This window comes from Nocardia salmonicida NBRC 13393 (assembly GCF_001613085.1).
GTDB lineage: Bacteria > Actinomycetota > Actinomycetes > Mycobacteriales > Mycobacteriaceae > Nocardia > Nocardia salmonicida.
On the sequence record NZ_BDBR01000041.1, the window covers coordinates 45,224 to 71,887 of the forward strand.

Below are 26,664 nucleotides of genomic sequence, written 5' to 3' on the forward strand. Positions count from 1 at the left end.
TAGAGTTGGGGCGTGCCTGGTTTTGCTGATGTTGCCGCTGGTCCGCATACCGCCGCGCGCGTGGCGGGTGAGGCGGGGTTCCCGTTCTCCGCTGTGGTGGGGCAGGAGCGGCTGCAGCTGGCGTTGATCTTGTCGGCCGTGCACCCCGGAATCGGTGGCGTGCTCGTGCGTGGCGAGAAGGGCACCGCGAAGTCGACCGTGGTGCGCGCGCTGGCGCAGTTGCTGCCGCCGGTGGTCGACGAGACAGGAGCGCGGCCCGCGCGGCTGGTGGAGTTGCCGGTGGGCGCCACCGAGGATCGGGTGGTCGGCTCGCTGGATCTCGAGCGGGTGCTGCGGGACGGGGAGCAGGCGTTCCGGCCCGGGTTGCTGGCCGCGGCCCACCACGGCGTGCTCTACGTGGACGAAGTGAACCTGCTGCACGACCATCTGGTGGACGTGCTGCTCGACGCGGCGGCGATGGGCCGGGTGCACGTCGAGCGTGACGGTGTCTCGCACTCGCACGAGGCGCGCTTCGTTCTCGTCGGGACGATGAACCCCGAAGAGGGGGAGTTGCGGCCGCAGCTGCTCGACCGGTTCGGGCTCACTGTCGACGTGGCGGCCTCGCGTGAAGTGGACGTGCGGATGGCAGTGGTGCGCCGTCGCCTGGATTACGAGGCCGACCCCGCCGGGTTCGCCGCCCGCTACGTCGACGCCGATCAGGTGGTGGCCGAACGCATTCTGACCGCACGCGACCGGTTGCCCGAGGTCACGCTGGACAATTCCGAGCTGCGGCGGATCGCGGCGCTGTGCGCGTCGTTCGATGTCGACGGGATGCGCGCCGACCTGGTGGTCGCCAGGACCGCGACCGCGCACGCGGCGTGGCGTGGCCGGGATCGGGTCACCGAGGACGATGTGCGGATCGCCGCGGAACTCGCGTTGCCGCATCGTCGTCGGCGGGATCCGTTCGACGAGCCGGGGATCAGCGAGCAGCAGCTCGACGACGCGATGGAGGCCGCGGCGGCTGAAGTCGAAAAGGCCTCGGGGGATGAGGAATTCGACGGTCCGCGCGGATCGGGCGACGGCGGCGAGGACGAACTCCAGGCTGACGGTGGTGACTCGGCTCGCCCGGAGGGTTTCGACCCTCAGGACGACGAGCGCTCGCGGGGCACCGGTCGCGAAGGCGGTCCCGACGATGGTCCCGATGACGGTGGCCCGGACGACGGGGGTCCCGATGGCGGTCCCGGCGGTGGTGGTCCCCACGATCAGGGGCCTGACGGCGGACCGAGCGGTGGTGGCTCCGGCGGCGACCGGTCGGACAGCTCCAGCCAGGACGACGCAGGCACCGGCTCGCGACCCGGGCCCGAAAAGCTTTCGGGCACGCCGACTTCGGCGGCGAAGCCCGCGCCGCGCTGGGAGGTCCCCGGTATCGGCGAGGGCGCCCCGGGTCGACGTTCACGCGCCAGGACCCGAACCGGCCGGACTGTCCGTTCCGACGTCGACCCCTCGACCGGCCTGCACCTGCTCGGCACGGTCTTCGCGGCCGCGCCGAAACAGGTCGAACGTGGCAGGCTCCATGGTCCGCTCGCTCTGGAAGCCGAAGACCTGCGCGGCGCGTATCGCGAAGGCCGAGAAGGCAATCTGGTCGTTTTCGTCGTCGACGCATCCGGCTCGATGGCCGCGCGCGACCGCCTCACCGCCGTGACCGGCGCCATCGTCACCCTGCTGCGCGATGCCTATCAGCGCCGCGACAAGGTGGCCGTGATCAGCGTCCGCGGGAGCGAAGCCGAACTCGTTCTGCCGCCCACCTCCTCGGTCGACATCGCGGTCCGCCGCTTGGCCGGGATGCGCACCGGCGGCAAGACGCCACTCGCCGCGGGTCTGCTGAAGGCCCGCGAGGTGATCGCCCGCGAACACGTCCGTGATCCGCGCCGGCGCCCCATGCTGGTGCTGCTCACCGACGGCCGTGCCACCGGCGGCACCGACCCCCTCCCGCGCGCCCGCACCGCCGCCAGGGTGCTGGCCGCCGAAGGCCACACCGCCATGGTCATCGACTGTGAACGCGGCATGATCCGCCTCGGCTTGGCCGCCGAACTGGCGCGCGATCTGCGCGCCCGCTACCTGCGCCTGAACGAACTCACCGGTGAGACCGTCGCCGACGTGGTCCGCGCCACCGGCTCGCCCGCCCGCGCGGCCTAAAGCCGCCACGCCCCCGGAGGCTCCGGGCGCGCCCTGATAGAAATGGTGACGAGCTGGCCTCGCGGGCCACCGTGCGCCGCGAACACGCGCGTCAGTGCGACAAATGACGAGGAGTGACCAGTGCCCAAAGGTGTTCCCGAGAGTGTGCCCGAGGACGGCCTGACGACCCGTCAGCGGCGCAACCAAGCGGTCCTGGCGGTGCACACGGGACCGGGCAAGGGCAAGTCCACCGCGGCCTTCGGGATGGCGTTGCGGGCCTGGAACCAGGGCTTCGACGTGGCGGTCTTCCAGTTCGTGAAGAGCGCGAAGTGGAAGGTCGGCGAGGAAGCCGCGTTCCGGACCCTCGGGACCCTGCACGAGGAGACCGGCGCCGGTGGCGCGGTGGAGTGGCACAAGATGGGCGAAGGCTGGTCCTGGACCCGCAAGCACGGCACCGAGGAAGACCACGCGGCCGCCGCCCTGTCCGGCTGGCAGGAGATCTCCCGCCGCCTGGCCGCCGAACAGCACCGCTTCTACGTCCTCGACGAGTTCACCTACCCCCTCAAATGGGGCTGGGTCGACATCGACGAGGTCGTCGACACCCTCGCCAACCGCCCCGGCAACCAGCACGTGGTCGTCACCGGCCGCGACGCACCCGCGGCCCTGATCGAGGTGGCCGACCTCGTCACCGAGATGACGAAGGTCAAGCACCCGATGGACGCGGGCCGCAAGGGCCAGCGCGGTATCGAATGGTGAGCGCTCCCGCCGTGGTGATCGCCGCCCCGGCATCGGGGAGCGGCAAGACCACGCTGGCCACCGGGCTGATCGGTGCGCTGCGACGGGTCGGGCACCGGGTGGCGCCGTTCAAGGTGGGGCCCGATTACATCGACCCCGGCTATCACGGGCTCGCGGCCGGGCGACCTGGGCGCAATCTGGATCCCGTTCTCGTCGGTGAGGATCGGGTGGTGCCGCTGTATCGGCACGGCGCGCAGGGCTGCGATATCGCGATCGTCGAGGGCGTGATGGGTCTGTTCGACGGCCGGATCGACGAGAACCGCACGGATGCGGTCGCCGAGGGGTCCACCGCGCAAGTGGCCGGGTTGCTCGGAGCGCCGGTCGTCCTGGTGGTCGACGCGCGTGGCCATTCCCAGAGCCTGGCCGCCCTGCTCCACGGCTTCGCCACCTTCGACTCCTCGGTCCGCCTCGGCGGCGTGATCCTCAACCGGGTCGGCAGCGAACGCCACGAACAAGTCCTGCGCGCGGCCTGCGACCGCGTCGGCCTCCCGGTCCTCGGCGCCCTGCCCCGGATGGCCGAACTGGAAGTCCCCTCACGCCATCTCGGCCTCATCCCGGCCGTCGAACACGGCGCCGCCGCCACCGCCGCGGTCGACGCGATGACCGAACTCGTCGCGGCACACGTGGATCTGCGCGCGATCGTGGCGCTGGCGGGCGGCTCGGTAGCGGGCGCCGCGTGGGATCCTGGGGTCGAGCTGGCCGCTGCCGCTGAAAGTCCCTCGGACGGAACAAGTTCGGAGCACGCTGCGGCCGAGGTCGACATCTCGAACCGGGATCCGTTGATCGCGATGGCGGGCGGTCCGGCTTTCACGTTCGGTTATGCCGAGCACCGGGAACTCCTGATGGCGGCCGGCGCCCGGGTAGTGGTTTTCGATCCACTCTCCGACGAACTCCCCGTCGACACAGCGGGATTGGTCCTTCCCGGCGGCTTTCCCGAAGAGCATGCCGGGCAGCTCTCCGCCAACGAGCGCCTCCGCACCGCAGTGGCCGAAGGGGCGGCGAGGGGCCTGCCGATCCACGCCGAGTGCGCCGGACTGCTCTACCTCACGCGCTCTCTCGACGGCCATCAGATGGCGGGCGTCATCGACGCCGACGCCGAATTCGGTCCTCGCCTGACGCTCGGCTACCGCGACGCCGTCGCCCTGCACGACTCGGCACTCTGGCGAGCTGGAGCCCGGGTACGCGGCCACGAATTCCACCGTACCCGGCTGGCGCGCACCGGTGCCGAGAACGCCGCCTGGGGTTGGCGGACAACGGGTTCCGTGGCCGAGGGTGCCGTGATTCGCCAGGTGCACGCGTCCTACCTGCACACCCATCCGGCGGGAAATCCCGACGCTATCGCCCGATTCGTCACCGCCGCAAGACGATTCGACCACTGATGGCGCGCAACGACACACGGCGCCGATGACGACCTCCGACGGCGAGCGACAACCGGCGACGACCGGTGTCGCAGCATCGGGTTCGGTGGTGGCTGTCGGGATCGGCGTACGGCCGGGTACCGATGGGGGCCGGATCGTTCGCGCGGTGCGGGCGGTGGTCGGCGACACCGCCATCAGCTGCTTGGCGACCCTCGACCGGCGTGCGACCGAACCCGGTGTCCTGGCCGCGGCGGCGACGCTGCGCGTGGTCGTGGTGGCGTTCACCGCCGAGCAACTAGCCGAGGTCGATGTGCGGCACCGTTCGGATCACGCGTCGGCGGCCGTCGGCACCCCCAGTGTGGCGGAAGCCGCGGCTCTGCTCGCGGGCCACGGCGAACTCGTGTGCGGCAGAACAATTGTCGACGGGATAGTGATCGCCGCAGCGTCGGTATCGCCGTGTTCATGAATGCGGAATCAATTCAGTGGGCAAGTTCGATCATGGGCAGTAACGTCTTATTCAGCAGTTGCGAGGCGGACCGGATCTGATCGGTTACCACTCGGATTGGGGATGTCGCAGGTTCGAATCCTGCCCGCCATCGCGAGGTGGCGGTAGCTCAGCCTGGTAGAGCACCTATACCGGTCGGGACATACACGTCCGCCAGCAACTGTCCGTGGAGTGAGCAGGACGGACCGGATTCGGTCGGTTATCTGGCACGACCTCAGGGTCCAGCGGGTTCGAACCCCGTGGCGGAAAGCGATTTCCGTTGTTCGGCCGTAAACACACGTCCGTCCGCTCATCACGTCACGCCATGTCCCGTTGGGTCCGGGACCGAATCATCGACGCCGGTATACGTATCGGAGGGGGAACAATGAATATCCTGTCGCGCATTTCTCGTCGCAGCACGCCGCAGACCCTGCCCGCCGATACCCGGCAGGTGGTCGACAATGCGGGTGGCTACGTCTTCGAGATCACCCCGCAGGCGCGGGCGCGCCGCTTTCTCACGCTCGGAACGGAATCGGGAACTTTTTACGTCAACGCGAAGGCGTTGACGGCCGACAGTGTCGAATTCATCGCCGAGTACGCCGCCCAGCACACCGCCGACCTCGTTCGCGAGATCATCGAGATCTCCACTTCAGGGCGTGCACCGCGCCCGAACCCTGCCCTGTTCGCGCTGGCCGCCGCCGCGTCACTCGGTGATGTCGACGGTCGCCGCGCTGCTCTCGCCGCATTGCCGCTCGTGGCGCGGACCGGCACGCACCTGTTCCTGTTCGCCGGCTACGCCGAGCAGTTCCGCGGCTGGGGTCGCGGTCTCCAGCGGGCCGTCGCGAACTGGTACCTGGACAAGCCCGTCGACGCACTGGCCTTCCAGGTGGTGAAGTACCGGCAGCGTGAGGGCTGGTCGCACCGCGACCTGCTGCGCCTGTCGCACCCGGCGACCGCCGACGACGAGCGACGCAGGTTGTTCGACTGGATCTGCGGCCGCGCACCGGAACTCGACGGTTTGGCCCTGCTCGACGGTTTCCAGCGAGCACAGAACGCACCGGTGGCGCAGGTGCCGGAGTTGGTGCGCGAGTACCGGCTCAGCTGGGAGATGCTGCCCGATGCCGCGCTGAACACCGCGCCGGTGTGGGAAGCATTGCTGGACAACGGTATTCCGCAGACGTCACTGCTCCGTCAGCTGCCACGCCTGACGCGCCTCGGCCTGCTCGATCCGCTCGGACCGCGCACCTCCGCGATCTGCGCGCAGCTCGCCGACCCGGCGCGGCTGCGCAAGGCTCGGGTACACCCGGTGTCGGTACTGATCGCGTCGCGCACCTACGCTTCCGGACGTTCGGCGCGCGGTGCGGGCACCTGGACGCCGTCGGCTCCGGTCGTCGACGCTCTCGATACCGCGTTCTACGCGGCCTTCGAGTCCGTGCGGCCGACCGGCCTGCGGCACCTGCTGGCGCTGGACGTCTCGGGTTCGATGACGAGTGGGATCGGGGGACTGCCGATCTCGGCGCGTGAGGCCTCGGCCGCGCTCGCCCTGGTCACCGCACGCACCGAGCCGCAGCACCAGATCGTGGGGTTCACCTCGGGCGGCAAGGGGTGGCAGGGTGCGCGCGACCTGTCCCAGCTGTCGATCTCGCCGCGGCAGCGTCTCGACGACGCGGTGGGGGCGGTGTCGGGATTGCCGTTCGGCGGCACCGACTGCTCGCTGCCGATCCTGCACGCGTTGGACAAGGGCATCGAGGTCGATGTGTTCTCGATCTACACCGACAACGAGACCTGGGCGGGTTCGGTGCACCCGCACCAGGCACTGGCCCGCTACCGCCGCGAGGTGAACCCGCGAGCCAAGCTCGTGGTGGTCGGCATGACCGCGACGAACTTCAGCATCGCCGACCCGGCGGACGCGGGCATGCTCGACGTCGCCGGATTCGATGCCGCGGTGCCGTCGCTACTGGCCGACTTCGCCACGGCCGCATAAGAAATCGGAGCCGCCGCGACCTCGTTGTCGCGGCGGCGCCTTTTTCTCGCGCGAAGGGTTCCGTCAGGGGGCGACAGAGGACCAATCGGCGAAACCTGTCGGGTCGTGGCGGCCCATGGAGGCGTGTTCGAACAGGCCCCAGCCTTCGGCGTCACCGCAGCGGGCATAGCCGATGTGGTCGATCACGCCGTAGGGGGTGCGGGCCTTGATCGCGGGGTCGGTGAGGTCGTAGGCGCTCGACAGCGACCAGTTCTCGCCCATCCATCGGCCGTGGGTCCAGTCGGGGTCGGCGCCGTAGCCACAGCCCACGTGCAGGGCGATACCGGGGCGCGATTCGACCTCGACCTCGAGCGGTTTGCCGTCGGGCGTGGTCATGTCCAGCCGCACCGACTTCGGGTGCCGGGTGCCGGGCTCGTAGGTCCAGTGCATGCGGGGCCAGCCCAGCTGTTCCTTGCGGCCGTCGTTCCAGATCCGGACCGCGTTGTTGAGCGTGCGGGTGCCGTCCGGTTCCTCCTGGACGATCACCACGATCGAGAAGTCCTGGAACCGCAGCGGCGCGTACAGCCACCAGAAACCGTCCATGCCGGTGGGTCGACCGGCGGGTTCCGGCTCACCGGAGGGCCGGATGCCCCAGGATCGGTCGCGGCTGCCGGTCCACACCGCGGGATCGACGGTGTAGTCGATGCCGTCGACGGCGAGAGTGCCTGCCCACGAACCCGATTGGGCGAAGCGGGAGGCCTCGATCATCGGCTTGGTGCCGGACAGGATCAGGTGCGGCTGCTCTTGCACGGCGGGCTGCGCACCGGTCCAGGTCAGATCGAAAGCGAGATCGTCGTGCTCACAGACCAGGCGCAGTTTCTGGAGCGGCTCGATCACCTCGATTCGGTAGCCACCGACGGCGGTGTTCAGATCACGCGAGGTGAGCGCGTCGGAGAAACGGACGCTGCGCTGGGCGTCACCGTGGCGCACCACCGCGAAAGCGTCGACCACACCGAGGTTCGGGTACACGCCGAACCCGGTGATCAGCATCGCGTCGCCTGCGGGGTCGAAGGCGTTGAAGTAATAGCGGTCGTAGAAGTTCCGGTCGCTGGTGGCCACCCTGGCCAGCGACAGCGGGGTCTGATGGACCGGGTATTCGTCCAGGGGTACGGGCATGATCGCGCGCATCGTCAGTCCCATTCGTAGGTGCCGTCGAGCAGCGCCTCGAGGCTGAGGCGATGCATCACGTAGTCGTCGAGTTCGGCGGGCACGGTGTCCTCGCCGAAATGGATCATCCGGCACTTGATCCTGGCCATCACGATCGCGTGCCGCAGCGCGGCGTAGACGATGTAGAAGTCCAGATCGCGGACCGAATGTCCGGTCAGTTCCTCGTATTTCGCCACCACGGCGTCGCGGCGAAGGAAGTCCGCGAGGCCGGGTTGATCGAAGCGGGTCGCGATGTCCTGGAAGAACCTGTGGATGAAGATGGTCCAGCCCAGATCGAGTTCACGTGGCGCCAAGGTCGCCATCTCCCAGTCGAGCACCGCCGTCGGGGTGAAGCCTTCGAACAGGATGTTGCCGGGGCGGGCGTCGCCCCAGTTCAGCACCTCGGGACCGGGATCGGCCGGCCAGTTGGCCTCGAGCCAGTCGAACGTTCGCTCGATCAGCGGCACCTCGACGTCGTGGTCGGTCAGTGCCCACTTGTACCAGGCGCGCTGGGCCTCGAAATGCCTGCGCAGCGCGGTTCCCTCGCCATCGAGCAACGGGAAGCGCTCGGCTACCTCGTCGATGGCGTGCACCTGCGCGATCACCTCGACGGTCGCGTCCGCTATCAGCTCGCGCTCATCGGCGGTGGCGTCGAACAGCCAGCCGAAGAACACGTAGGGCGGATTGTCCGACGGCGCCCTGCCCTCGACCCGCTCCATCACGAGGAAGGGCGAGCCGAACACGGAGTCATCGAGTTCGAGCCAGCGCAGTGGTGGGACGGCGACCTCGGAGGCCGCGGCGACACCGGCCATCACCTGGTACTGCATGGCCAGGTCGTACGACTCGAACACCGGGAACGAGCTGTCCTCCGGCGCCATCCGGATGACGAAGGAGCCCTGTTCGGTGCCGCCGCCCGCCGACCACTCGGCGTCGAACAAGATGGTGGTGCTGGACATGCCGCCGCTGGACGGCTTGCTCAAATTGCTGACCGCCACGTCGCCGCCGACCTTGTCGGTCAGCCATCGCGTCAGCTGTCCGGCGAGCTCGTCCAGATCACGCTCGTTGACCGTGAGCGACACTCGAGCGGCGGGATCCTGATCTTCGGACATCTGTGCTGGCTCCCCTGTCGACAAAACTGTAACGTGTGTCACTTCTGGGTACCCGAAGACTATCCGAAATGTAAGTGCGGCGTCGGTGAGTGGGATTCAGGTTGACAGGGTAAAGATCAGGGTTTTCCCGGACGCGCTCGGTGGGGGATGCCGATTAGCTTCGGTAACAAAGAATCTCGACGGGGAGGTACGGGTGTCTGTAGTGACCACGGAGCGCACGCACGATGAAGTCGCGAGCGCGCCACCCTCTACTCCGAGCTGGCATCCGGTCACCCGGCTCGCGTTCCGGTTCAGCGTCGCCTATCTCGGTTTGTTCTGTCTGTGGATGGCTCAGGTCACCTTCGTTTTCCTCGGCGTCTTCGCGCTGTCGTTGCCCGAGGAGGCCATGCTCTGGCAGATGCTCGCGCTCGAGCCGGTGAGCGCCTGGATCGGTGAGCACGTGTTCGGGGTCGAGGCCGAGCTGGCCATGACTGGTAGTGGTGACCAGGCGGCGATCTGGATTCAATGTGGCCTCGTGTTGATTGTCGCGGTGCTGATCACCGTTGTGTGGTCGGTGCTCGATCGGCGCAGGCGTGCGTATCCACGGCTGCTGAGCTGGTTCCTCACCGCGTTGCGGTTGTTCGTCGGCGGGCAGATGCTGTTCTACGGTTTCGCGAAGCTGATCCCTACGCAGATGCCGGAACCCTCGCTGATCGCCCTGCTCACTCGCGTCGGTGATCTGACGCCGATGGCGATGTTGTGGACGCAAGTGGGATCCTCGCCCGCCTACGAGATCGCGTTGGGTACGGCCGAAGTGCTCGCCGGGTTGCTGCTGTTCTGGCCACGCACGGCGACGCTGGGCGCCATGCTGAGCGTGATCAGCATGGCGCAGGTGTTCCTGCTCAACCTCACCTACGACGTCCCGGTGAAGATGCTGTCCGGGCATCTGCTGCTGATGGGGCTGGTACTGCTGGCCCCGCAGGCTCGCCGGATGATGAATTTCCTCGTACTGGAACGAGACTCGGAACCGGCCGTGCAGCCGCCGCTGTTCAGGTCCGAGCGTGCGAATCGGTGGGCCACCGTGGCGCAGGTCGCGGTGGGGCTGTGGATCACCGTGGGGATGATCTACGCCGGCGTGGAGAGCTGGCGTGAATACGGCGGCGGCGCACCGAAACCCGAGCTCTACGGCATCTGGGAAGTCAGCGAGTTCAGCATCGAGGGTGCCCCGATCCCGCCGCTCACCACCGATCCGGTGCGCTGGCAACGCCTCGTCATCGACATCGGCACGGCGGGCTACCAGCGGATGGACGACACGATCGTGCCGGTGCTGGCCACGACCGACCTGGCGGCGAACACGATGACGCTCGCCGCCGCACCCACCGGCCCGGACCGGACCCCCGCGCCGTACGCGACATTCACCGTCGACCATCCCTCGGCCGACAAGCTGACCCTGCGCGGCGAACTCGACGGCCGACCCACGACGGTCACCCTCGATCGCGTCGACCTCGAGCGATTCCCGTTGCGCGGCACGAACTTCCGCTGGGTGCAGAACCAGCCGAATTTCGGCTGAGATCGACCGGCTAGACCGCGCCGATGTCCTCGAACCACAGATCGGGGCGGTCGGCGACGAACTCGCTCATCAGCGACACACAGCGCGGATCGTCGAGCACGAGCACCCGGACTCCGTGTTCGGCGAGCCAGTCGTGCCCGCCGTGGAAGGTCCGCGCCTCGCCGATGATCACGGTGCCGATGCCGAACTGGCGCACCAATCCGCTGCAGTACCAGCACGGGGACAGGGTGGTGACCATGATCGTCGTGCGGTAGTCGCGGCGACGGCCCGCGGCGCGGAAAGCGTCGGTTTCGGCGTGGACGCTCGGATCGTCGTTCTGTACGCGGCGGTTGTGGCCGCGGCCCAGCAGGGTGCCGTCGGCATCGAACAGGGCCGCGCCGATCGGGATGCCGCCCTCGGCCAGACCCTGGAGGGCTTCGTCGTAGGCGATGTCGAGGAGTACCTCCGGCTGGGTCATAGTCTCCACTGTCCTGCCTGCTCGCCGGGTGGGCAACGCGGATCGCCGATCGAGAGCGGCGAACGCGGGAGATCTTTCCTCGAGACCGGCCTCGAGGCGAAGATCGTGGATCGGCGGTGCGCCTGTCGGCGGGTGCGTTCGGGCCGCACCGAGCCAGGAACTAGGCTCCGACACTGTGCCGAACACCGCTGACACCGCATCGACCCCGCCCGCAGGCGACCCGAACTACCTGGTCGGGCTCGATCTGCGTGGCCGCAGAGTAGTCGTCGTCGGCGGCGGAACCGTTGCCCAGCGCAGACTGGGGCTGCTCGTGGCCTCGGGCGCGGATGTGCACGTGATCAGCCGAGTAGTCACCCCGGCTGTCGAGGGGATGGCTACGGCGGGGCAAATCGGCGTCGAACTACGCGCCTACGCCGACGGCGATCTCGACGGCGCCTGGTACGCGATGGCCTGCACCGACGAACCCGAGACCAATGCCGCCGTGGTCGCCGAAGCCACCGCCAAGCGCATCTTCTGCGTCCGCGCCGATATCGCCCGTGACGGCACCGCGGTCACCCCCGCGACCGCCCGCTACGACGGACTGTCGCTCGGCGTGCTTGCCGGTGGCGAACACCGTCGCTCGGCCGCGGTGCGCAACGGCCTGCTCGAAGCGCTGCAATCCGGTGTGGTGACCGACGATTCGGAACCGGTGACCCCCGGCGTCGCGCTCGTCGGCGGCGGCCCCGGCGATCCCGACCTGATCACCGTGCGTGGTCGCAGGCTCCTCGCCCGCGCCGATCTGGTCGTCGCCGATCGGCTCGCCCCGCCGGAACTGCTCGCCGAACTGGGCCCGCACGTCGAGGTGATCGACGCCGCGAAGATCCCGTACGGCCGGTCGATGGCGCAGGAAGCGATCAACCTCGCCTTGGTCGAGGGTTTCAAGGCGGGCAAGTTCGTGGTGCGGCTCAAGGGCGGCGACCCGTATGTGTTCGGTCGTGGGTACGAGGAACTCGAGGCGTGCACCGCGGCCGGTATCCCGGTGACGGTGGTGCCCGGCGTGACCAGTCCGATCTCGGTGCCCGGCGCGGCCGGCATCCCGGTGACCCATCGCGGGGTGACCCACGAGTTCGTCGTCGTGAGCGGACACGTCGCCCCCGAGCACCCCGATTCGCTGGTCGACTGGTCGGCGCTGGCCAAGCTGCGCGGCACCATCGTGCTGATGATGGCGGTCGAGCGGATCGACAAGTTCGCCGCCGCGCTGCTGGAAGGCGGGCGACCGTCCGATACCCCGGCCGCGGTCATCCAGGAGGGCACCCTGCGCACCCAGCGGGTGGTGCGCGCCGACCTCGCCACGGTCGCCGACCGGGTAAAGGAAGAGGGCATCCGGCCGCCCGCGATCATCGTCATCGGCCCCACGGCGGGCTTCGGGCTGGACTAGCTTCGCGGGCCGCGCGCCCTCGGGCTGCCGTCGTGCCAATTACACTGCCTCGTTGTGCTCGATAAACCCGCTGCGACGATGCAGTATCCGGTGACGGGGCGGGCCTTCGGTCTCGCCATCCTCGTACTGAGCGGCCTGCAGTTCATGGTCGTGCTCGACGGCACTGTCGTGATCTTCGCGCTGCCGCGGCTGCAAGAGGAGATGGGGCTGTCCAGTTCGGGCAGTGCCTGGACGGTGACCGCCTACGGCCTGACCTTCGCCGGACTGATGCTGCTCGGTGGCAGGCTCGGCGACGCGTTCGGGCGTAAACGGATGCTGATCATCGGCGTCGGGGTGTTCACCGCAGCCTCGCTGGCCTGCGGTCTGGCCACCGGCGAGGCCATGCTGCTGATCTCGCGCGCCTTCCAGGGCGCAGGCGCGGCGATCGCGGCGCCGACGGCCTTCGCGCTGGTCGCAACCACTTTCGCGCCGGGGCCCGCCCGTAATCAAGCCATCGCGATCGTCGGTTCGATGGCCGGTATCGGGTCGGTCGGCGGTCTCGTCGTCGGTGGTGCGCTCACGGAGTTCTCGTGGCGGTGGATCTTCCTGATCAATGTGCCGATCGGCGCGCTCATCGTGGCGGGTGCGGTCTACAAGCTGTCCGACACCGAGCACCATCGCACGCCGCTGGATATCAAGGGCGCGATCCTGGGGACGCTGGCCTGCGCGACGATCGTGTTCGGCGCGACCGAGGGTCCGGCGATGGGCTGGACGAGCCCGGTCATCCTCGCCTCGCTGATCGGCGGGTTCGCGCTGCTGGTGATCTTCGTGGTGACCGAACGCCGGGAAGCCGATCCGCTGCTGCCCTGGTCGCTGTTCGACAGCCGCGACCGGGTCGCCACCTTCGCGCTGATCTTTCTCGCCGGCGCGATCCTGGGCGCGATGACGTTCTTCGTCGCCCAGTTGCTCCAGAATGTGCTCGGGTACAGCCCGCTGCAGGCCGGTGTCGCCTCGATCCCGTTCACCATCGGCATCGGGCTCGGCGGCGCCGTGGCGTCGAAGGCGGCGCTGGTCGTCTCGCCGCGCTGGCTGCTGGCCTCGGCCTCGCTCGTGCTGGCCGTCGGTCTGCTCTTCGGCTCGACGCTGGATCGGCACGTGCACTACCTGCCGACGTTGCTGGTGCTGCTCGTGGTGATCGGCTTCGGCGTCGGCGTCGCCATGGTGCTGGCCCCGCTGTGTGTGCTCGTCGGAGTGTCGCAGTCGAATATCGGTCCGCTGGCGGCGGTCGGCCAGATGTTCATGAACCTGGCGACACCGATAGCGATCGGCCTGTTGAGCCCGATCGCGGCGTCGCGCACCCTCTCGCTCGGGGGCACCGACGGTCGTGCCGCGGATATGTCGCCGATCCAGATCGACGCTCTGAACAGCGGATACACGCTGGTCCTCTTCGTCTGCGCCATCCTGGCGGTGCTGGCCGCCCTGGTCGCCTTGACCCTGCGGTTCACCCCGCAACAATTGGTGCAGGCACAGCAGGCGCAGGAAGAGGCCCAGCGGAGCTGACTCCGCCGGGCCCGCCACTCACAAGCGTCCGGTGACCTTCGTCGGGCTGACGCGGATGACGACGCGTTCGGCATCGTCCACCGATGCCGGGTTGAACTCGCGATACGGCTTGCCGGTGTATTTGAGCGACATCTCGTCGGGCAGCGCCCGTTCGGGATCCGGTGTGGTGGTGGCGGTTCCGCGGACCTCGGCGTAGAGGAACGGTCGCTCGGGCGGGTTCACCATCACGGTGATCCGAGGGTCGCGCACCAGGTTCTTGGCCTGCTGGCGGGAGACGGTGGTGGAGAACAGCAGCTCGTCACCCTCGCGTTTGATCCAGACCACGGTCAGGTGCGGATGCCCGTTGGGCCCGACCGTGGCGACGGTCGCGTAGACCTTCTCCTCGTCGAGATACGTTTTCAGCTCATCGGAAAGCACTGCGGTATCAGTCACGCTCCGGTAGAACGCCGGACGCGGCGGGCGCATTCCGCCCGCCGCGTGTCGGGTCAGACGGTGTGCGCGTCGGCGACCGTGAGCGCCTGATCGAGGATGGCCAGCCCTTCCTTGGCCTCGGCCTCGGTGATCACGCACGGCGGGACCACGTGCAGGCGATTGAAATTGACGAACGGCAGCACCCCGCCGGCGCGGCAGGCGGCGACCAGTTCGTTCATCGCGGGGCTGGTGCCGCCATAGGGGGCGAGGGGTTCGCGGGTGTCCCGGTCGCGAACCAGCTCGAGTGCCCAGAAAACGCCGAGCCCGCGGACTTCCCCGATGCTCGGATGCCGTTGCGCCAGTTCGCGAAGGCCCGGACCGATGACCTTCGCGCCGATGTCGGCGGCGTTCTCGACGATGCGCTCGTCGGCCATCGCGTTGATCGTCGCGACGGCCGCGGCGGCCGCGAGGGGATGACCCGAGTAGGTGAGCCCGCCGGGATAGGGCCGGTCGGCGAAGGTCGCCGCGATGGCCGCGCTGATCGCCACGCCGCCGAGCGGGACATAACCGGAGTTGACTCCCTTGGCGAAGGTGATCAGATCGGGCACGACCTCGAAATTGTCGATGGCGAACCACTTTCCGGTCCGCCCGAAGCCCGCCATCACCTCGTCGGCGATGAACACGATGCCGTGCTTGTCGCACAGTTCGCGGACCCCGCGCATGTACTCCGTGGTCGGCACCATGATGCCCGCGGTGCCCGGCACCGACTCCAGGGCGATCGCGGCGATGGTGGCCGGGCCCTCCATCTCGATGGTGCGCTCGAGATGGGCCAGCGCCCGCTCGGTCTCCTGCGCCTCGTCGGTGGCGTGGAATTCCGAGCGGTACAGGAACGGGCCGAAGAAGTGCACGGTTCCGGTGTTGCCGTGGTCGTTGGGCCAGCGGCGCGGGTCGCCGGTGAGGTTCACCGCCGTCTCCGTGCCGCCGTGGTAGGAGCGGTAGCGCGAGAGCACCTTGTATCGGCCGGTGTGCAGGCGCGCCATCCGGACGGCGTGTTCGACCGCGTCGGCGCCACCGTTGGTGAAGAAGATCGTGTCGAGATCGCCGGGTGTGCGTTCGCTGATCAGGCGGGCCGCCTCCGAACGGGCATCGTTGGCGAATGACGGTGCGACAGTGCAGAGTTTGCCCGCCTGCTCCTGGATCGCGGCGACGACCTTCGGATGCTGGTGGCCGATATTGGTGTTCACCATCATCGAGGAGAAGTCGAGCAGGCGATTGCCCTCGCCGTCCCACACGTAGCAGCCCTCGGCGGCGGTGAGCACCATCGGTGTGAGAGCTGCTTGCGCGGACCAGGAATGGAAGACGTGGCGGCGGTCGAGTTCGTAGGCGCGAGCGGCCTCTTCGGAAAGCGTCATGTCGAGTCTCCCTCGGGTTACTTGTTCTGTGGGAAGCCGAGTTCCAGCCCACCGTGGCTCGGATCGAGCCAGCGGGCGGTGACCGCCTTGGTGCGGGTGAAGAAGTGCACGCCGTCGGTGCCGTGCGCGTGCGAGTCGCCGAACAGCGAGTTCTTCCAGCCGCCGAAACTGAAGTAGGCCATCGGCACCGGGATCGGGACGTTGACGCCGACCATGCCCACCTCCACCTCGTGCTGGAACCGGCGTCCCGCGCCGCCGTCGTTGGTGAAGATGGCGGTGCCGTTGCCGTAGCGGTTCGCGTTGATCAGCGCCACCGCCTCCTCGTAGGTGTCGACCCGCACGACCGACAGCACGGGGCCGAAGATCTCGTCGGTGTAGACGCTCATGGTTGGCGTCACCTCGTCGAGAATCGTCGGGCCCAGCCAGAATCCGTCCGGCGCGCCGTCGACGGTGAGATCGCGACCGTCGAGAACCACACGGGCACCGGCGTTCTCGCCCGCGTCGATGTAGTCGGCCACTCGGTCGCGGTGCGCGCGGGTGATCAGCGGGCCCATCTCCGCTCCGCCTGCGCCGTCGCCGGTGACGATGCTCGCGGCCCGCTCACTGATCTTGGCGACCAGGGCGTCGGCCACCCCACCGACCGCGACGACCACGCTGATCGCCATGCACCGCTCACCCGCCGACCCGAAACCGGCGTTCACGGCGGCATCGGCGGCCAGGTCCAGATCGGCGTCGGGCAGCACCACCATGTGGTTCTTCGCACCGCCGAGCGCCTGTACCCGCTTGCCCGCCACGGTGCCGCGCTGGTAGACGTACTTGGCGATCGGGGTGGAGCCGACGAACGACACCGCCTTGATCGCCGGGTTGTCCAGGAGTTCGTCGACGGCGACCTTGTCGCCCTGCACGACGTTGAACACACCGTCGGGCAGCCCCGCCTCCTGCCACAGCCTCGCCAGCCACAGCGCCGCCGACGGATCCTTCTCACTCGGCTTGAGCACCACCGTGTTGCCCGCGCCGATCGCGAGGGGGAAGAACCACATCGGCACCATGGCGGGGAAATTGAACGGTGCGATGATCGCGACCGGGCCGAGCGGCTGACGGATCGAGTAGATATCGACCTCGGTCGAGGCGTTCTCGGTGAATCCGCCCTTGAGCAGATGCGGAATGCCACAGGCGAATTCGACGACCTCGAGACCTCGGGTCACCTCGCCGAGCGCATCGGCGGCCACCTTGCCGTGTTCGGCCGTGATGATCGCGGCCAGTTCCGTTCTGCGTTCGGCGAGCAGCTCGCGGAAGCGGAACAGCACCTGGGTGCGCCGGGTGAGCGAGGCGTCACGCCAGGACGCGAAGGCCACCGTCGCGGCGTCGATCGCGGCGCGGGTATCGGCCACGTTCGCCAGCGCCAGCTCCCCGGTGACGACGCCGGTGGCGGGATTGGTCACCGGTGCTGTCGTCTCGCTGGTACCGCTCACCGATTTGCCGTCGATCCAATGGCCGATGGACTGCATGATTGCCTCGATTCGCCGAGTGGTGTTGTGCCTCCACCCTGGTCCATCCGGAGCTCGGAAAGGGCCGACGATCTGTACACATTTGCGGCATTCGTATTACGATCTGTCAGTGCTGTTGACGGTGGCCGATGTGCTCGCGACGCCGGTGATGCAGGCCGGGCAACCCGAGGTCATCTGCGCCGCGAACCTGGACCGACCGGTGCGCTGGGTGCATGTCAGCGACCAGGCCGACGTCGCCGATGTTCTGGTCGGCTCGGAGTTGATCCTGACCACCGGGCAGGCACTCGCCGCTCCCGAGCAGGCGCGGATCGCCTACCTGCGATCACTGTCCGCCGCCGGGGTCGCGGGCCTGGTCGTGGAACTCGGCAGCTACGTGAGTGAACTCGGTCCCGTCGTCGCCGCCACGGCCGCCGAACTCGAGCTTCCGGTGATCGTGCTGCATCGGGTTACCCGCTTTGTGGAGATCACCGAAGCGGTCCACCGGGCGATCGTCGCCGACCAGTACGCCGAACTGGAGTTCGCGCGCACCGTGCACGAGACGTTCACCGACCTGAGTGTGCGCCGTGCCGCGCTGGCCGAGATCGTGCAGACCGCCGCGAGCATGCTCGACGCGTCGGTGGTGCTGGAAGACCTCTCGCATCGAGTGCTCGCGGCCACCGCCCGGCACGCGACCTCGGCTGCGCTGCTGGAGGATTGGGAGGCCGTTTCACGGATGCTGCCCGACGGATCCGGCGTGGTCGGCGTCGGACCGCACACGCAGCGCTGGGGCAGGCTGATCCTGCGCACCGACCGAGCCCATACCGCGCGGGTCGCCATGGTGCTCGAACGCGCCGCGCAAACCATCACCCTGCACCGGATGATCGACAAGGACCGCTTCGGGCTGCACCGGCAGGCCCAGACCGGCCTGATCGCCGACCTGGTGGACGGGCGGGTGACCGACGAGCGCGACGCACAGGCGCGCGCTGCCGCGCTCGGTCTGCAGCGCCGCGCCCGCTATGTGCCGCTGGCGATCGAGATCGACACCGAGTCGACGACGGATCCGGTCGCGGCGCAACGACGTAGTGAGTCGATCGTCGAAGCGGTGACGCATGCCCTCGGCTTGGTCGACGCTTCGGCGCTCAGCGCGGCGGCACACCGGCGAACGCGCGGCGGGGCCGACGGCGAACAGATCACCGTGATCCTGGCGGTGACTCGTGCCGGCGATGTCGATGACCACTTGGCGCCGGTGTGCACCGCGGTCCTGGCCGAGACCCGCCGGGTCGAGGGCGTGCGTCGTGCGGTCATCGGCGTCGGCGCCGACTCCGATTCTCTGCTCGACGCCGCGGGCGGACTCGCGCATGCGACGGGCGTGGCCGAGGTGGCCCGGTCGATGACGACGACCCCGAGCCGAATGTTCTTCCGCAGCGCGGATATTCGCCTACGCGGTCTGCTCTCGCTGATCCGCGACGAACCCGGCGTGCAGAGCTTCGCCGAGGCCGAACTCGGCGCGCTCCTGCGCTACGACATCCGCCACACCGCCGACCTCACCGGCACCCTGCGCCGCTTCCTCGACCTGGCGGGCAACAAGACCGAACTCGCCAAGGCGCTCGCGATCAGCCGACCCACGCTCTACGACCGCCTCGCCCGCATCGAACGCATTCTCGCCGTCGACCTCGACGACGGTGAATCGCGCACCTCCCTGCACGCCGCGCTGCTCGTGCGCGACGTGACCGCGGGCGGCGATCCTGACAGTGGTGGTTCAGTCTTTGCGGCCGGTGAGAGCCAGTGACGTGCCGAGCCCGATCATAACCAGGCCGCTGGTGCCGCCGACGGCGGCGAGACGACGCGGCGACCGCGCGAACCAGGACCGGGCCGACCCCGCCACGAGCGCCCAGAGCGAGTCGAAGATCAGGCCGAACACCGGGATGCAGAGCCCGAGCACCAGCATCTGCTGTGGCACCGCGTGCGTGGTGTCCACGAACTGCGGCAGCAGCGCCGCCAGGAAGACGATGTTCTTCGGGTTGGTGATCCCGACGATCAGCCCATCCCGCAACGCCAGCGCTGGACGGTGCGCGTCCACGCTCTGCTCGGCCTGGAAGGCCGTCCGCAGCGCGTCGCGATGTCGAATCGCCTGCACGCCGAGGTAGACCAGATAGGCGGCACCGACGAGTTTGATCGCCGTGAACACCACCGCCGACGCCGCCACGATCGCGCCCAACCCGAACGCTACAGCGACAACCTGCCCGTATACCCCGATCGCATTGCCGAGCACCGTCATCAGCGCCGATCGCCGCCCCACGGTGAGCGCGCGGCCGATCGTGAACAAGACGCTGGGACCGGGCACGATCACCAGCAGAAACGCCAAGCCCGCGAAGGAAACGAGATGAGCCGAAGACACCATCGCTTTACGCTATCCGGCGGCTGAAGCGGGGACAATGACGGCAGTGTGGGGAACAACCATGCCCTGGTGGAGGTTGTTCCGCGCATGACGACACTCGGATTGATCGGCAGCGGACACATCGGCTCCACCGTGGCGCGGTTGGCGGTGGACGCGGGCTATGACGTGGTGCTCAGCAACTCGCGTGGCCCCGAGACCCTGGCGGATCTGGTCGCCGAGCTGGGTCCGCGGGCTCGGGCGGCTACCCCGGCCGAGGCGGCCGGAGCAGGCGACTATGTGGTGGTCACCGTGCCGTTGAAGGCGTATCGGGACGTACCGGTCGCACCGCTCGCGGGCAAGGTCGTGTTCGACACGAACAACTACTATCCCGACCGCGACAGCGCCATTCCCGAACTCGACGCCGACGAGACCACGACCAGTGAACTGTTGCAACGCCACCTCCCCGAATCGAAGGTGGTCAAGGCGTTCAACAACATCGCCTACGCCAACCTCGCCGAACTCGCCCGCCCCGCCGGTGCCGCGGACCGGTCCGCCCTTCCCATCTTCGGCGACGACCCCGACGCCAAGAAGCTCGCTACCGACCTCATCGACGCCATCGGCTATGACGTAGTCGACGGTGGGTCCCTCGCCGAAAGCCGCCGCTCCCAACGGGATACCCCGGTCTACGTGCGCCCCTACGCCGCCGACGACAACTGGCCGCCCGCCCCCAAGCCCGCCGGCGCCGAGGAGGTGCGTGCGGCCCTCGCCGCCGCCGAGGTCTGACCGCTGGGTGTCGTTCGGCTGTCCGCGGCCGGACGACCAACGCCTGTTCGGGGCGATGGCGTGCGGCGTCGGTGAGCCCACCCGTAGCCCGTTCGGGAAGCGAGACAGGCAGGATCGGGGGGTTGTGGGTGTCGGTGCCGACGACGAAACTTGTTGTATGAGTGCGCTGTCGCAGAACCTGCTGGACCGGTGGATCGCCTTGGCCGGGGTCGAGGCCGAGCAAATCGGCGCCGGGGTGGTGGGACGCTACAGCGAACCGCATCGCCGTTACCACACCGGCACCCACCTGGCGGTGATGCTCGCGGCGATCGACGAATTCGCCGGTGCCGCAGCCGATATCGAAGCCGTACGATACGCGGCGTTCTTCCATGACGCGATCTACGCCGTCGCGCGGGCCGACAACGAGGAGCGCAGCGCCGACCTGGGCCGCGATATTCTCGAATCACTGGGCGCCGCACCGGAACTGGTCGAGGAGGTAGTGCGGCTCGTGGTGCTGACCCGCGGACACAAGCCGCAGCCCGGTGATGCGAACGGCGCGGTCCTCTGCGATGCCGACCTCGTCGTGCTCGGTGGCACACCCGAGGAATACGCCGCCTACACCACCGCGATCCGCGCCGAATACGCCCACGTCCCCGACGACCTGTTCCGTGCGGGCCGCGCCTCGGTCCTTCGTAATCTGGCCGATCAGCCCCGCCTGTTCCGCACCGACCTCGCCCACGACCGCTACGAGGCGATCGCCCGGGCCAATCTCACGGCCGAACTCGCCGAGCTCACCGCCGACATCGGCTGACGGCCTGTTGCTTGTCTAGAGGGCGGTGAGTATCTCGGCAGCCAGCGGGCCCGCGGAGGCGGGGTTCTGCCCGGTGTAGAGATTGCGGTCCACCTCGATGTGCGGCGCCCACGGGTCGCCTTCGCGGTAGTCGGCACCGAGCGCGACCAAGCGATCCTGGAGCAACCACTTCGCCTTGTCGGCGAAGCCCGCCTGGGTCTCCTCGGCATTGCTGAACGCGGTGAGGCGGTAGCCGGCGAAGGGGGAGCTGCCCGACTCGGCGGTGGCCAGTAGCGCGGCGGGGGCGTGGCAGACGATGCCGAGCGGCTTGCCGGAGGCGAGCGCGTCGGTGAGGAGAGTACCGGAGACAGGGTCGACGGCGAGGTCCTGCATCGGGCCGTGACCGCCGGGGTAGAAGACGGCGTCGTAGTCGGCGAGATCGACCTTGTCGAGGGCGATCGGACTCCGCAACGGGGTCGCGTCGGAGAGGATCTCGGCGACCGCCGCCGCACCCTCGGCGCCGCCGTTGACCTCGGGGGCCATGCTGGCCTGGTCGACGGTCGCGATCACGCCGTTCGGGGTTGCGACGGTGACGGTGTGGCCCGCGCCGGTGAAGGCCGCATAGGGCGCCGTGAATTCCTCAGCCCAGTAGCCGGTGGGATGTTCGGTGCCGTCGGCCAGTGTCCAATGATCGGTGCCGGTGAGAACGAACAGGATGTGTGCCATGGGATCAACGCTAGGGTCGATGGCATCCCCTGACCAATAGGATTGTCTATATGAGACATAGGACAGCCGATGGGTCGATGGATCTGGTGCAGCTGCGGACCTTCCTGGCTGTCTTCCGCACCGGTTCGCTCACCGCGGGCGCGGCTCAGGTGGGACTGTCCCAGCCGACCGTGACCACCCAGATCCAGGCGCTCGAGCGACACCTCGGCAGGCCGCTGTTCGAACGACTGCCCCGTGGGGTGACGCCGACCGCCGCCGGTCACGAGCTCGCGGCGCGGGTGAGTGGCCCATTGGAGGCGCTGGAGGCGGTCGTGAGCGGGGCGGTGACCGATCGTGCGGCGCCGCCCGAACCGCCGGTGCTCCTCGGTGGACCGGCGGAGATGCTCGCCGCGAAGGTGGTGCCCGCGCTCGCACCGCTGGTCGCCGACGGCGTGCGGCTCACTGTCAGCACCGGGATCACCGACGACCTGCTGGCCCGATTGCATTCGGGCGCACTGGATCTGGTCTTCGCCACCACCCGCCCGCGGGGGCGTACCGTGCTGGCCGAACCGCTCGTCGACGAGGAATTCCTCCTCGTCGCCGCCCCCGAGATAGCCGACCGCATCGACACCGCCCGCCTGCGCGCCGAAGGTCCGATCGCGCTGGAGGGTATCCCGCTCGTCAGCTACGCCGCCGATCTGCCGATCCTGCGCCGATACTGGCGCCACGTGTTCGAGACCCGGCTGGAAGCCGAACCGGCGCTGATCGTCGGTGATCTGCGCGCGGTACTCGCCGCGGTCGTCGCGGGGGCGGGGATCAGCGTGCTTCCGCACTACCTGTGCGCTCGGGAACGGGCCGACGGAACGCTGGTCACGCTGCTCGATCCCGTCGATCCGCCGATCAACACCGGATTCCTGGCGCGCCGGGTCGGCGCGCCCTCGCGACCGCACGTCGACCTGGTTCGCGCCCGGCTGGTCGAGGCGGCGCGAGGATGGCGGGTGGGATGCGGTGCCGAATAGGCAAGTGGGCACCTGCCCTTGACATGCAAGCGCACACTTGCCTATGGTTCGAAGTGAGCGAACGGAGCGTGCGGAGTGACCGATATCTTCACCGCGTTGGCGGATTCGACACGACGCGCACTCCTCGACGAACTGGCCGATCGCGACGGGCAGACCCTGTTCGAACTGTGCGCCCGGCTCGTGAGCAAACACGACATCAGCTCGTCGCGCCAGGCGATCACCCAGCACCTCGGCGTGCTCGAGGACGTCGGTCTCGTCCACACCCGTCGGCAAGGCCGATACAAGTTCCATCACGCCGATTTCACGCCACTGCGAGCGGTTTCGGTGCGATGGCCCATCCCTCAGGAGGACACATGATCCGCATCGGAGTGACGAGCGTCTTCGTCGATGACCAAGCCAAGGCCGAGGCCTTCTACACCGACGTGCTCGGCTTCCAGGTCAAAGACAAGGTGTCCCTCGGCGAATTCGACTGGCTCACCCTCGTCTCGCCCGCCGACGTCGACGGCATCCAGCTGCTGCTCGAGCCCGACCAGCACCCGGCGGCCAAGGCCTACAAAACGGCACTGAGCGCCGAAGGCATCCCCGTGATCGTCTTCACCGTCGACGATCTCGATGCCGAATACCGCCGCCTGCTCGATCGCGGCGTCTTCTTCACCCAGGCCCCCGCCCCCATGGGCCCGGTGAGCACCGCGGTCTTCGACGACACCTGCGGCAATCTCATTCAGCTCATGGCCCCCACTACTGGGTAATGATGAGAAGTTCGGTGGGGGAGGCGGTTTCGGCGCGCAGTCCGGCTGTGGTGGCCACCCGGGCGACGGCGCGGATGTCGGTGGGATCGGCGCGGGTGAGAACGAGGGCGCGGGCGAGCAAGCCCTTGTGATGTTTGTTGAAGTGGCTGACGACGGTGCGCGAGCCGTCGGGGTGCTCGGTGAGGACATTGGCGGTGATGGCGTCGGGGACCCGGCCCAGCTGCTGGTAGGTGCCCGAGCGTAGGTCGATGACGAGTTCGCCCGCGGCCTCGGCGTAGAGGGCGTCGGGCAGAACATCGCGCCACACCGCCGAAAGCGTAGGCAGCCCTGGAAGTTTGGTGCCGCCCGAGAGGCGGTAGGCGGGGATGGGGTCGGCTGCGCGGACCGCGCCGAACAGGGCCGAGCCGATGCCAAGGCGGGCGTAGGCCTTGGCGCGCTGCACTTTGGTGAACGACTTCGCGTCCAGTGCGTCGTAGAGGACCCCGGTGTAGCGCTCCAGGGCGGGGCGGGTCGCCGACGTGCGCAGGCTCGCGTTGCGGGCTATCTCCGCATCCGCGCCTTTACCCAGGCCGAGCACCCCGGCGGCGGCGGCGGGGTCGGCCGCCAGCTGCACCACCTCGGTGATCAGTTTGTCGCGAACCGCGCTGAGCTGCGGCATCGCCAGGACGTCGAGGTCCAGCGGCGCGCCCGATCCGCCGTCGGACTTGGTTTCGGAGGGAGGCAGCAGCACCAGCACGATCGTCAACGTTAATCGCCGTCGAAACCGCCACCGCGCCCCGCCCCGTCCGCGAGTTCAGCGCACGGCTTCGAGGAACTTGCGCGTGCGCTCATTGGTCGGTGCCTCGAAGATCTGCTCGGGCGGACCCTGTTCGACGATACGACCGGAGTCGAACATCAATACCCGGTCCGATACCTCGCGGGCGAAGCGCATCTCGTGGGTGACGATCAGCATGGTGATATCGGTGGTTTCGGCGATCGTGCGCAGCACGTCGAGGACGTCGCCGACCAGTTCCGGGTCCAGGGCCGAGGTCACCTCGTCGAGCAGCATCACCTTCGGATCCATCGCGCAACAACGCGCGATCGCGACCCGCTGCTGCTGCCCGCCCGAGAGCTGCGAGGGATGCGCGTCGGCCTTGTCCGACAGACCGACGACCTCGAGCAGGTGCCGAGCGCGTTCGCGCGCCTCGTCTTTCGACTTGCCGAGCACGTGGATCGGCGCCTCGGTGATGTTCTCCAGCACCGTCATGTTCGGGAACAGGTTGAACTGCTGGAACACCATGCCGATCTTGGTACGCACCGCGCGCAGGTGTTTCTCCTTGGCGGGCACCAACTTTCCGCCGCGTTCGGTATGGGTGAGTGGTTCGCCGTCGACCCAGATCACGCCGTCACTGATCGTTTCCAGCGTCATCAGCAGCCGCAGGATGGTGGTCTTGCCCGACCCCGACGGCCCGATCAGGGTGACCTTCTCCCCGCGGCGGACACTGAAATCGAGCTGGTCGAGCACGGTGAGCTCGCCGAAGCGTTTGACCACCTGATCGAATCGAATCATCTCGTCAGTAGTAGGCAAGGCGCTTCTCCAGTCTTCTGATCAGCACAGACGTCGGGTAGCTGGCGAGGAGGAAGAACACCCCGGCCATCGTGATCGACTCCAGATACGCGAAGTTGCGCGCTCCGAATTGCTGTGCGGCGGTCACCAATTCGACGACCGAGATGGCGAACAAGAACGGTGTGTCCTTGAACATCGACACGGCATTGGTGCCGAGTGCGGGCAGGCTCGCCCGGATCGCCTGTGGCAGCACCACCGCGCCCCAGGTGCGCACCGGCGGTAACGACAGCGCGCGCGCCGCCTCCCACTGCCCCTTCGGCACCGCCTCGATCCCGGCCCGATACACCTCGGCCAGGTAACTGGAATAGTGGATGCCGAGTACGACGATGCCGATCTGCAACGCCGAGAACTGCGTGAACAGCGTGTAGGCGAACAGCAACTGCACGACCAGCGGGGTGAGGCGGACGAACTCGCTCACCGCGTGCACCGGCGCGGCGATCGGGCGCGGCATCGTGCGCCGGATCATCGCGATCGCCAGCCCGAGCACCGCGGCCAGCGCGAAGCCGAGCGCCGTCGCCAGCAGGGTGATCTGGAAGCCGTCCCACAGCACCGGCAGCGCCTCGCGGGCGCGCTCCCAACTCCATTCCGCTCTCATGGCGCCACCTTCGTGTCATCGGGCGCCAGGCTCAGCACTTCCTTGAGCGTGGCCCCGCGACCCAGTTTGGTCTTGGCGCGGGTCTCGAGCAGGTTCATGCCCAGGGTGAGTACGTAGCCGAGGACGAAGTAGATGAGCAGGCCGACACCGAAGGAGAACAGGGTGTCGCTGGTGGTCTTGCGCAGGTCGCCGATCTCGTAGGTCAGGTCGTGCAGCGTGATGTAGGACGCCACGGCGGTGCCTTTGAGCAGGTGGACCAGCAGATTGGTCAACGAGGGCAGCATCAGCGCCCATGCCTGCGGGAACAGCACTCTGCGCATCCGCTGCCATGGACTGAAATTCAGCGCGACCGCCGCCTCGAACTGCGCGCGCGGCACCGCGTTGAGCGCCCCACGCACCACCTCGGCGCCATAGGCGCCGTAGTTCAGGCCGAGCGCCAGGATGCCGCAGAAGAGCGGGTCGAGCTTGTAGCCGAGCAGCGGCAGCACATAGAACAGCCAGAAGATCTGCACCAGAAGTGACGTGCCGCGAAAGAATTCGATCATGACCCGGGCACTGCCGCGCGCCGCGAGATTGCGCACGCGGGCGGTGGTGCCGAGGACGAGGGCGAGGACGAACGCGAGGAGCGCGCCGCCGATGGTCAGCTCCAGCGTGACGACGATGCCCTGCCACAGCGCGGGAAGGGCATCGCGTACCGCATCGACATTGCTCATGGGTGGA

Annotated in this window: 26 protein-coding genes and 1 tRNA gene; 15 read left to right on the forward strand and 12 right to left on the reverse strand. The window is 68.4% G+C overall.

The window, feature by feature from the left end:
* Positions 1 to 60 precede the first annotated feature (60 nt).
* The 6 genes from NS1_RS30525 (at position 61) to NS1_RS30545 (ending at position 6,775) form a co-directional block, all read left to right on the forward strand.
* Entirely contained in the window at positions 61 to 2,175 is a 2,115-nt protein-coding gene (locus NS1_RS30525) for a magnesium chelatase subunit D family protein (RefSeq protein ID WP_062990065.1), read from the forward strand.
* Between the two features lie 120 nt (positions 2,176 to 2,295).
* Entirely contained in the window at positions 2,296 to 2,910 is a 615-nt protein-coding gene (cobO, locus tag NS1_RS30530; RefSeq protein ID WP_056811609.1) for a cob(I)yrinic acid a,c-diamide adenosyltransferase, read from the forward strand.
* Positions 2,904 to 4,328, forward strand: a complete 1,425-nt coding sequence (locus tag NS1_RS30535; RefSeq protein ID WP_062990067.1) for a cobyrinic acid a,c-diamide synthase CobB — start codon at positions 2,904 to 2,906, stop codon at positions 4,326 to 4,328. The genes cobO and NS1_RS30535 overlap by 7 nt, the downstream gene beginning before the upstream one ends.
* A 25-nt stretch (positions 4,329 to 4,353) precedes the next feature.
* Positions 4,354 to 4,773, forward strand: a complete 420-nt coding sequence (locus NS1_RS30540) for a cobalamin biosynthesis protein (RefSeq protein ID WP_084504664.1) — start codon at positions 4,354 to 4,356, stop codon at positions 4,771 to 4,773.
* Positions 4,774 to 4,837: 64 nt separating this feature from the next.
* Positions 4,838 to 4,903: transfer RNA gene (locus NS1_RS40420), tRNA-Pro, on the forward strand.
* A gap of 273 nt (positions 4,904 to 5,176) precedes the next feature.
* Positions 5,177 to 6,775, forward strand: a complete 1,599-nt coding sequence (locus tag NS1_RS30545; RefSeq protein WP_062990070.1) for a TROVE domain-containing protein — start codon at positions 5,177 to 5,179, stop codon at positions 6,773 to 6,775.
* A 63-nt stretch (positions 6,776 to 6,838) separates the two neighbouring features.
* On the opposite strand, the gene NS1_RS30550 is transcribed toward NS1_RS30545, so the two are convergent.
* Entirely contained in the window at positions 6,839 to 7,930 is a 1,092-nt protein-coding gene (locus NS1_RS30550; RefSeq protein WP_062990125.1) for an Rv3169 family protein, read from the reverse strand.
* A gap of 14 nt (positions 7,931 to 7,944) precedes the next feature.
* The gene (locus NS1_RS30555) at positions 7,945 to 9,069 is read right to left on the reverse strand and encodes a phosphotransferase family protein (RefSeq protein ID WP_062990072.1); all 1,125 of its coding nucleotides are present in this window, start codon (positions 9,067 to 9,069) and stop codon (positions 7,945 to 7,947) included.
* Between the two features lie 193 nt (positions 9,070 to 9,262).
* Here NS1_RS30555 and NS1_RS30560 point away from each other — a divergent pair, with 193 nt between their 5' ends.
* On the forward strand, positions 9,263 to 10,618 hold the full coding sequence (locus NS1_RS30560) for a hypothetical protein (RefSeq protein ID WP_062990074.1): 1,356 nt from the start codon (positions 9,263 to 9,265) through the stop codon (positions 10,616 to 10,618).
* 10 nt (positions 10,619 to 10,628) lie between these two features.
* On the opposite strand, the gene NS1_RS30565 is transcribed toward NS1_RS30560, so the two are convergent.
* Positions 10,629 to 11,075, reverse strand: coding sequence for a nucleoside deaminase (locus NS1_RS30565; protein ID WP_062990076.1), 447 nt, complete (start codon positions 11,073 to 11,075; stop codon positions 10,629 to 10,631).
* A 175-nt stretch (positions 11,076 to 11,250) separates the two neighbouring features.
* Between NS1_RS30565 and cobA the strand changes: the two genes are divergently transcribed.
* A complete protein-coding gene (gene cobA, locus NS1_RS30570) occupies positions 11,251 to 12,492 on the forward strand; it encodes a uroporphyrinogen-III C-methyltransferase (protein WP_062990078.1) in 1,242 nt (413 codons plus the stop codon).
* A 78-nt stretch (positions 12,493 to 12,570) separates the two neighbouring features.
* Complete coding sequence (locus tag NS1_RS30575) at positions 12,571 to 14,031, forward strand: MFS transporter (RefSeq protein WP_062990080.1); 1,461 nt, start codon at positions 12,571 to 12,573, stop codon at positions 14,029 to 14,031.
* Positions 14,032 to 14,049: 18 nt separating this feature from the next.
* On the opposite strand, the gene NS1_RS30580 is transcribed toward NS1_RS30575, so the two are convergent.
* The 3 genes from NS1_RS30580 to NS1_RS30590 are packed head-to-tail and all read right to left on the reverse strand — an operon-like array spanning position 14,050 to position 17,362.
* Positions 14,050 to 14,463 carry a PPOX class F420-dependent oxidoreductase gene (locus NS1_RS30580; protein ID WP_235569331.1) on the reverse strand — a complete coding sequence of 138 codons (414 nt, stop codon included), beginning with the start codon at positions 14,461 to 14,463 and terminating at the stop codon, positions 14,050 to 14,052.
* Positions 14,464 to 14,516: 53 nt separating this feature from the next.
* Positions 14,517 to 15,854 (reverse strand): aspartate aminotransferase family protein, encoded by a 1,338-nt coding sequence (locus tag NS1_RS30585; protein WP_062990084.1) that lies wholly within the window; start codon positions 15,852 to 15,854, stop codon positions 14,517 to 14,519.
* Between the two features lie 17 nt (positions 15,855 to 15,871).
* Complete coding sequence (locus NS1_RS30590) at positions 15,872 to 17,362, reverse strand: CoA-acylating methylmalonate-semialdehyde dehydrogenase (protein WP_062990086.1); 1,491 nt, start codon at positions 17,360 to 17,362, stop codon at positions 15,872 to 15,874.
* Positions 17,363 to 17,471: 109 nt separating this feature from the next.
* Between NS1_RS30590 and NS1_RS30595 the strand changes: the two genes are divergently transcribed.
* Entirely contained in the window at positions 17,472 to 19,130 is a 1,659-nt protein-coding gene (locus tag NS1_RS30595) for a PucR family transcriptional regulator (protein ID WP_062990127.1), read from the forward strand.
* Here the strand turns inward: NS1_RS30595 and NS1_RS30600 are convergent.
* Positions 19,101 to 19,742 (reverse strand): LysE family translocator, encoded by a 642-nt coding sequence (locus NS1_RS30600; protein ID WP_062990088.1) that lies wholly within the window; start codon positions 19,740 to 19,742, stop codon positions 19,101 to 19,103. The genes NS1_RS30595 and NS1_RS30600 overlap by 30 nt on opposite strands.
* Before the next feature lie 84 nt (positions 19,743 to 19,826).
* Between NS1_RS30600 and NS1_RS30605 the strand changes: the two genes are divergently transcribed.
* Positions 19,827 to 20,501 (forward strand): NADPH-dependent F420 reductase, encoded by a 675-nt coding sequence (locus NS1_RS30605; RefSeq protein ID WP_056811574.1) that lies wholly within the window; start codon positions 19,827 to 19,829, stop codon positions 20,499 to 20,501.
* Between the two features lie 157 nt (positions 20,502 to 20,658).
* A complete protein-coding gene (locus NS1_RS30610; RefSeq protein WP_062990090.1) occupies positions 20,659 to 21,291 on the forward strand; it encodes an HD domain-containing protein in 633 nt (210 codons plus the stop codon).
* Positions 21,292 to 21,306: 15 nt separating this feature from the next.
* On the opposite strand, the gene NS1_RS30615 is transcribed toward NS1_RS30610, so the two are convergent.
* Positions 21,307 to 21,996: a type 1 glutamine amidotransferase domain-containing protein gene (locus NS1_RS30615; protein ID WP_062990092.1), complete on the reverse strand. Its 690-nt coding sequence runs from the start codon at positions 21,994 to 21,996 to the stop codon at positions 21,307 to 21,309.
* 50 nt (positions 21,997 to 22,046) lie between these two features.
* Here NS1_RS30615 and NS1_RS30620 point away from each other — a divergent pair, with 50 nt between their 5' ends.
* The 3 genes from NS1_RS30620 to NS1_RS30630 all read left to right on the forward strand — a co-directional run bounded on the left by NS1_RS30620 (position 22,047) and on the right by NS1_RS30630 (position 23,743).
* Entirely contained in the window at positions 22,047 to 22,994 is a 948-nt protein-coding gene (locus tag NS1_RS30620) for a LysR family transcriptional regulator (RefSeq protein ID WP_062990094.1), read from the forward strand.
* A gap of 75 nt (positions 22,995 to 23,069) precedes the next feature.
* A complete protein-coding gene (locus NS1_RS30625; protein ID WP_056811563.1) occupies positions 23,070 to 23,351 on the forward strand; it encodes an ArsR/SmtB family transcription factor in 282 nt (93 codons plus the stop codon).
* A complete protein-coding gene (locus NS1_RS30630) occupies positions 23,351 to 23,743 on the forward strand; it encodes a VOC family protein (protein ID WP_056815635.1) in 393 nt (130 codons plus the stop codon). The genes NS1_RS30625 and NS1_RS30630 overlap by 1 nt, the downstream gene beginning before the upstream one ends.
* Here the strand turns inward: NS1_RS30630 and yaaA are convergent.
* The 4 genes from yaaA to ehuC are packed head-to-tail and all read right to left on the reverse strand — an operon-like array spanning position 23,733 to position 26,657.
* Entirely contained in the window at positions 23,733 to 24,479 is a 747-nt protein-coding gene (gene yaaA, locus NS1_RS30635) for a peroxide stress protein YaaA (RefSeq protein ID WP_062990129.1), read from the reverse strand. The genes NS1_RS30630 and yaaA overlap by 11 nt on opposite strands.
* Positions 24,480 to 24,536: 57 nt before the next feature.
* A complete protein-coding gene (gene ehuA, locus NS1_RS30640; RefSeq protein ID WP_056811559.1) occupies positions 24,537 to 25,292 on the reverse strand; it encodes an ectoine/hydroxyectoine ABC transporter ATP-binding protein EhuA in 756 nt (251 codons plus the stop codon).
* Positions 25,293 to 25,296: 4 nt separating this feature from the next.
* Positions 25,297 to 25,944: an ectoine/hydroxyectoine ABC transporter permease subunit EhuD gene (ehuD, locus tag NS1_RS30645; RefSeq protein ID WP_062990096.1), complete on the reverse strand. Its 648-nt coding sequence runs from the start codon at positions 25,942 to 25,944 to the stop codon at positions 25,297 to 25,299.
* Entirely contained in the window at positions 25,941 to 26,657 is a 717-nt protein-coding gene (gene ehuC, locus NS1_RS30650) for an ectoine/hydroxyectoine ABC transporter permease subunit EhuC (RefSeq protein WP_062990097.1), read from the reverse strand. Before ehuC ends, ehuD begins: the two co-directional genes overlap by 4 nt.
* Positions 26,658 to 26,664: the final 7 nt, after the last annotated feature.

Coding starts and splice junctions, on each gene's coding strand:
- NS1_RS30535 (WP_062990067.1), top strand. CDS start 2,904: ATGGTGAGCGCTCCCGCCGTGGTGATCGCCGCCCCGGCATCGGGGAGC.
- NS1_RS30540 (WP_084504664.1), top strand. CDS start 4,354: ATGACGACCTCCGACGGCGAGCGACAACCGGCGACGACCGGTGTCGCA.
- NS1_RS30545 (WP_062990070.1), top strand. CDS start 5,177: ATGAATATCCTGTCGCGCATTTCTCGTCGCAGCACGCCGCAGACCCTG.
- NS1_RS30550 (WP_062990125.1), bottom strand. CDS start 7,930: ATGCCCGTACCCCTGGACGAATACCCGGTCCATCAGACCCCGCTGTCG.
- NS1_RS30555 (WP_062990072.1), bottom strand. CDS start 9,069: ATGTCCGAAGATCAGGATCCCGCCGCTCGAGTGTCGCTCACGGTCAAC.
- NS1_RS30565 (WP_062990076.1), bottom strand. CDS start 11,075: ATGACCCAGCCGGAGGTACTCCTCGACATCGCCTACGACGAAGCCCTC.
- NS1_RS30575 (WP_062990080.1), top strand. CDS start 12,571: ATGCAGTATCCGGTGACGGGGCGGGCCTTCGGTCTCGCCATCCTCGTA.
- NS1_RS30585 (WP_062990084.1), bottom strand. CDS start 15,854: ATGACGCTTTCCGAAGAGGCCGCTCGCGCCTACGAACTCGACCGCCGC.
- NS1_RS30590 (WP_062990086.1), bottom strand. CDS start 17,362: ATGCAGTCCATCGGCCATTGGATCGACGGCAAATCGGTGAGCGGTACC.
- NS1_RS30600 (WP_062990088.1), bottom strand. CDS start 19,742: ATGGTGTCTTCGGCTCATCTCGTTTCCTTCGCGGGCTTGGCGTTTCTG.
- NS1_RS30605 (WP_056811574.1), top strand. CDS start 19,827: ATGACGACACTCGGATTGATCGGCAGCGGACACATCGGCTCCACCGTG.
- NS1_RS30610 (WP_062990090.1), top strand. CDS start 20,659: ATGAGTGCGCTGTCGCAGAACCTGCTGGACCGGTGGATCGCCTTGGCC.
- NS1_RS30615 (WP_062990092.1), bottom strand. CDS start 21,996: ATGGCACACATCCTGTTCGTTCTCACCGGCACCGATCATTGGACACTG.
- NS1_RS30620 (WP_062990094.1), top strand. CDS start 22,047: ATGAGACATAGGACAGCCGATGGGTCGATGGATCTGGTGCAGCTGCGG.
- ehuA (WP_056811559.1), bottom strand. CDS start 25,292: ATGATTCGATTCGATCAGGTGGTCAAACGCTTCGGCGAGCTCACCGTG.
- ehuD (WP_062990096.1), bottom strand. CDS start 25,944: ATGAGAGCGGAATGGAGTTGGGAGCGCGCCCGCGAGGCGCTGCCGGTG.
- ehuC (WP_062990097.1), bottom strand. CDS start 26,657: ATGAGCAATGTCGATGCGGTACGCGATGCCCTTCCCGCGCTGTGGCAG.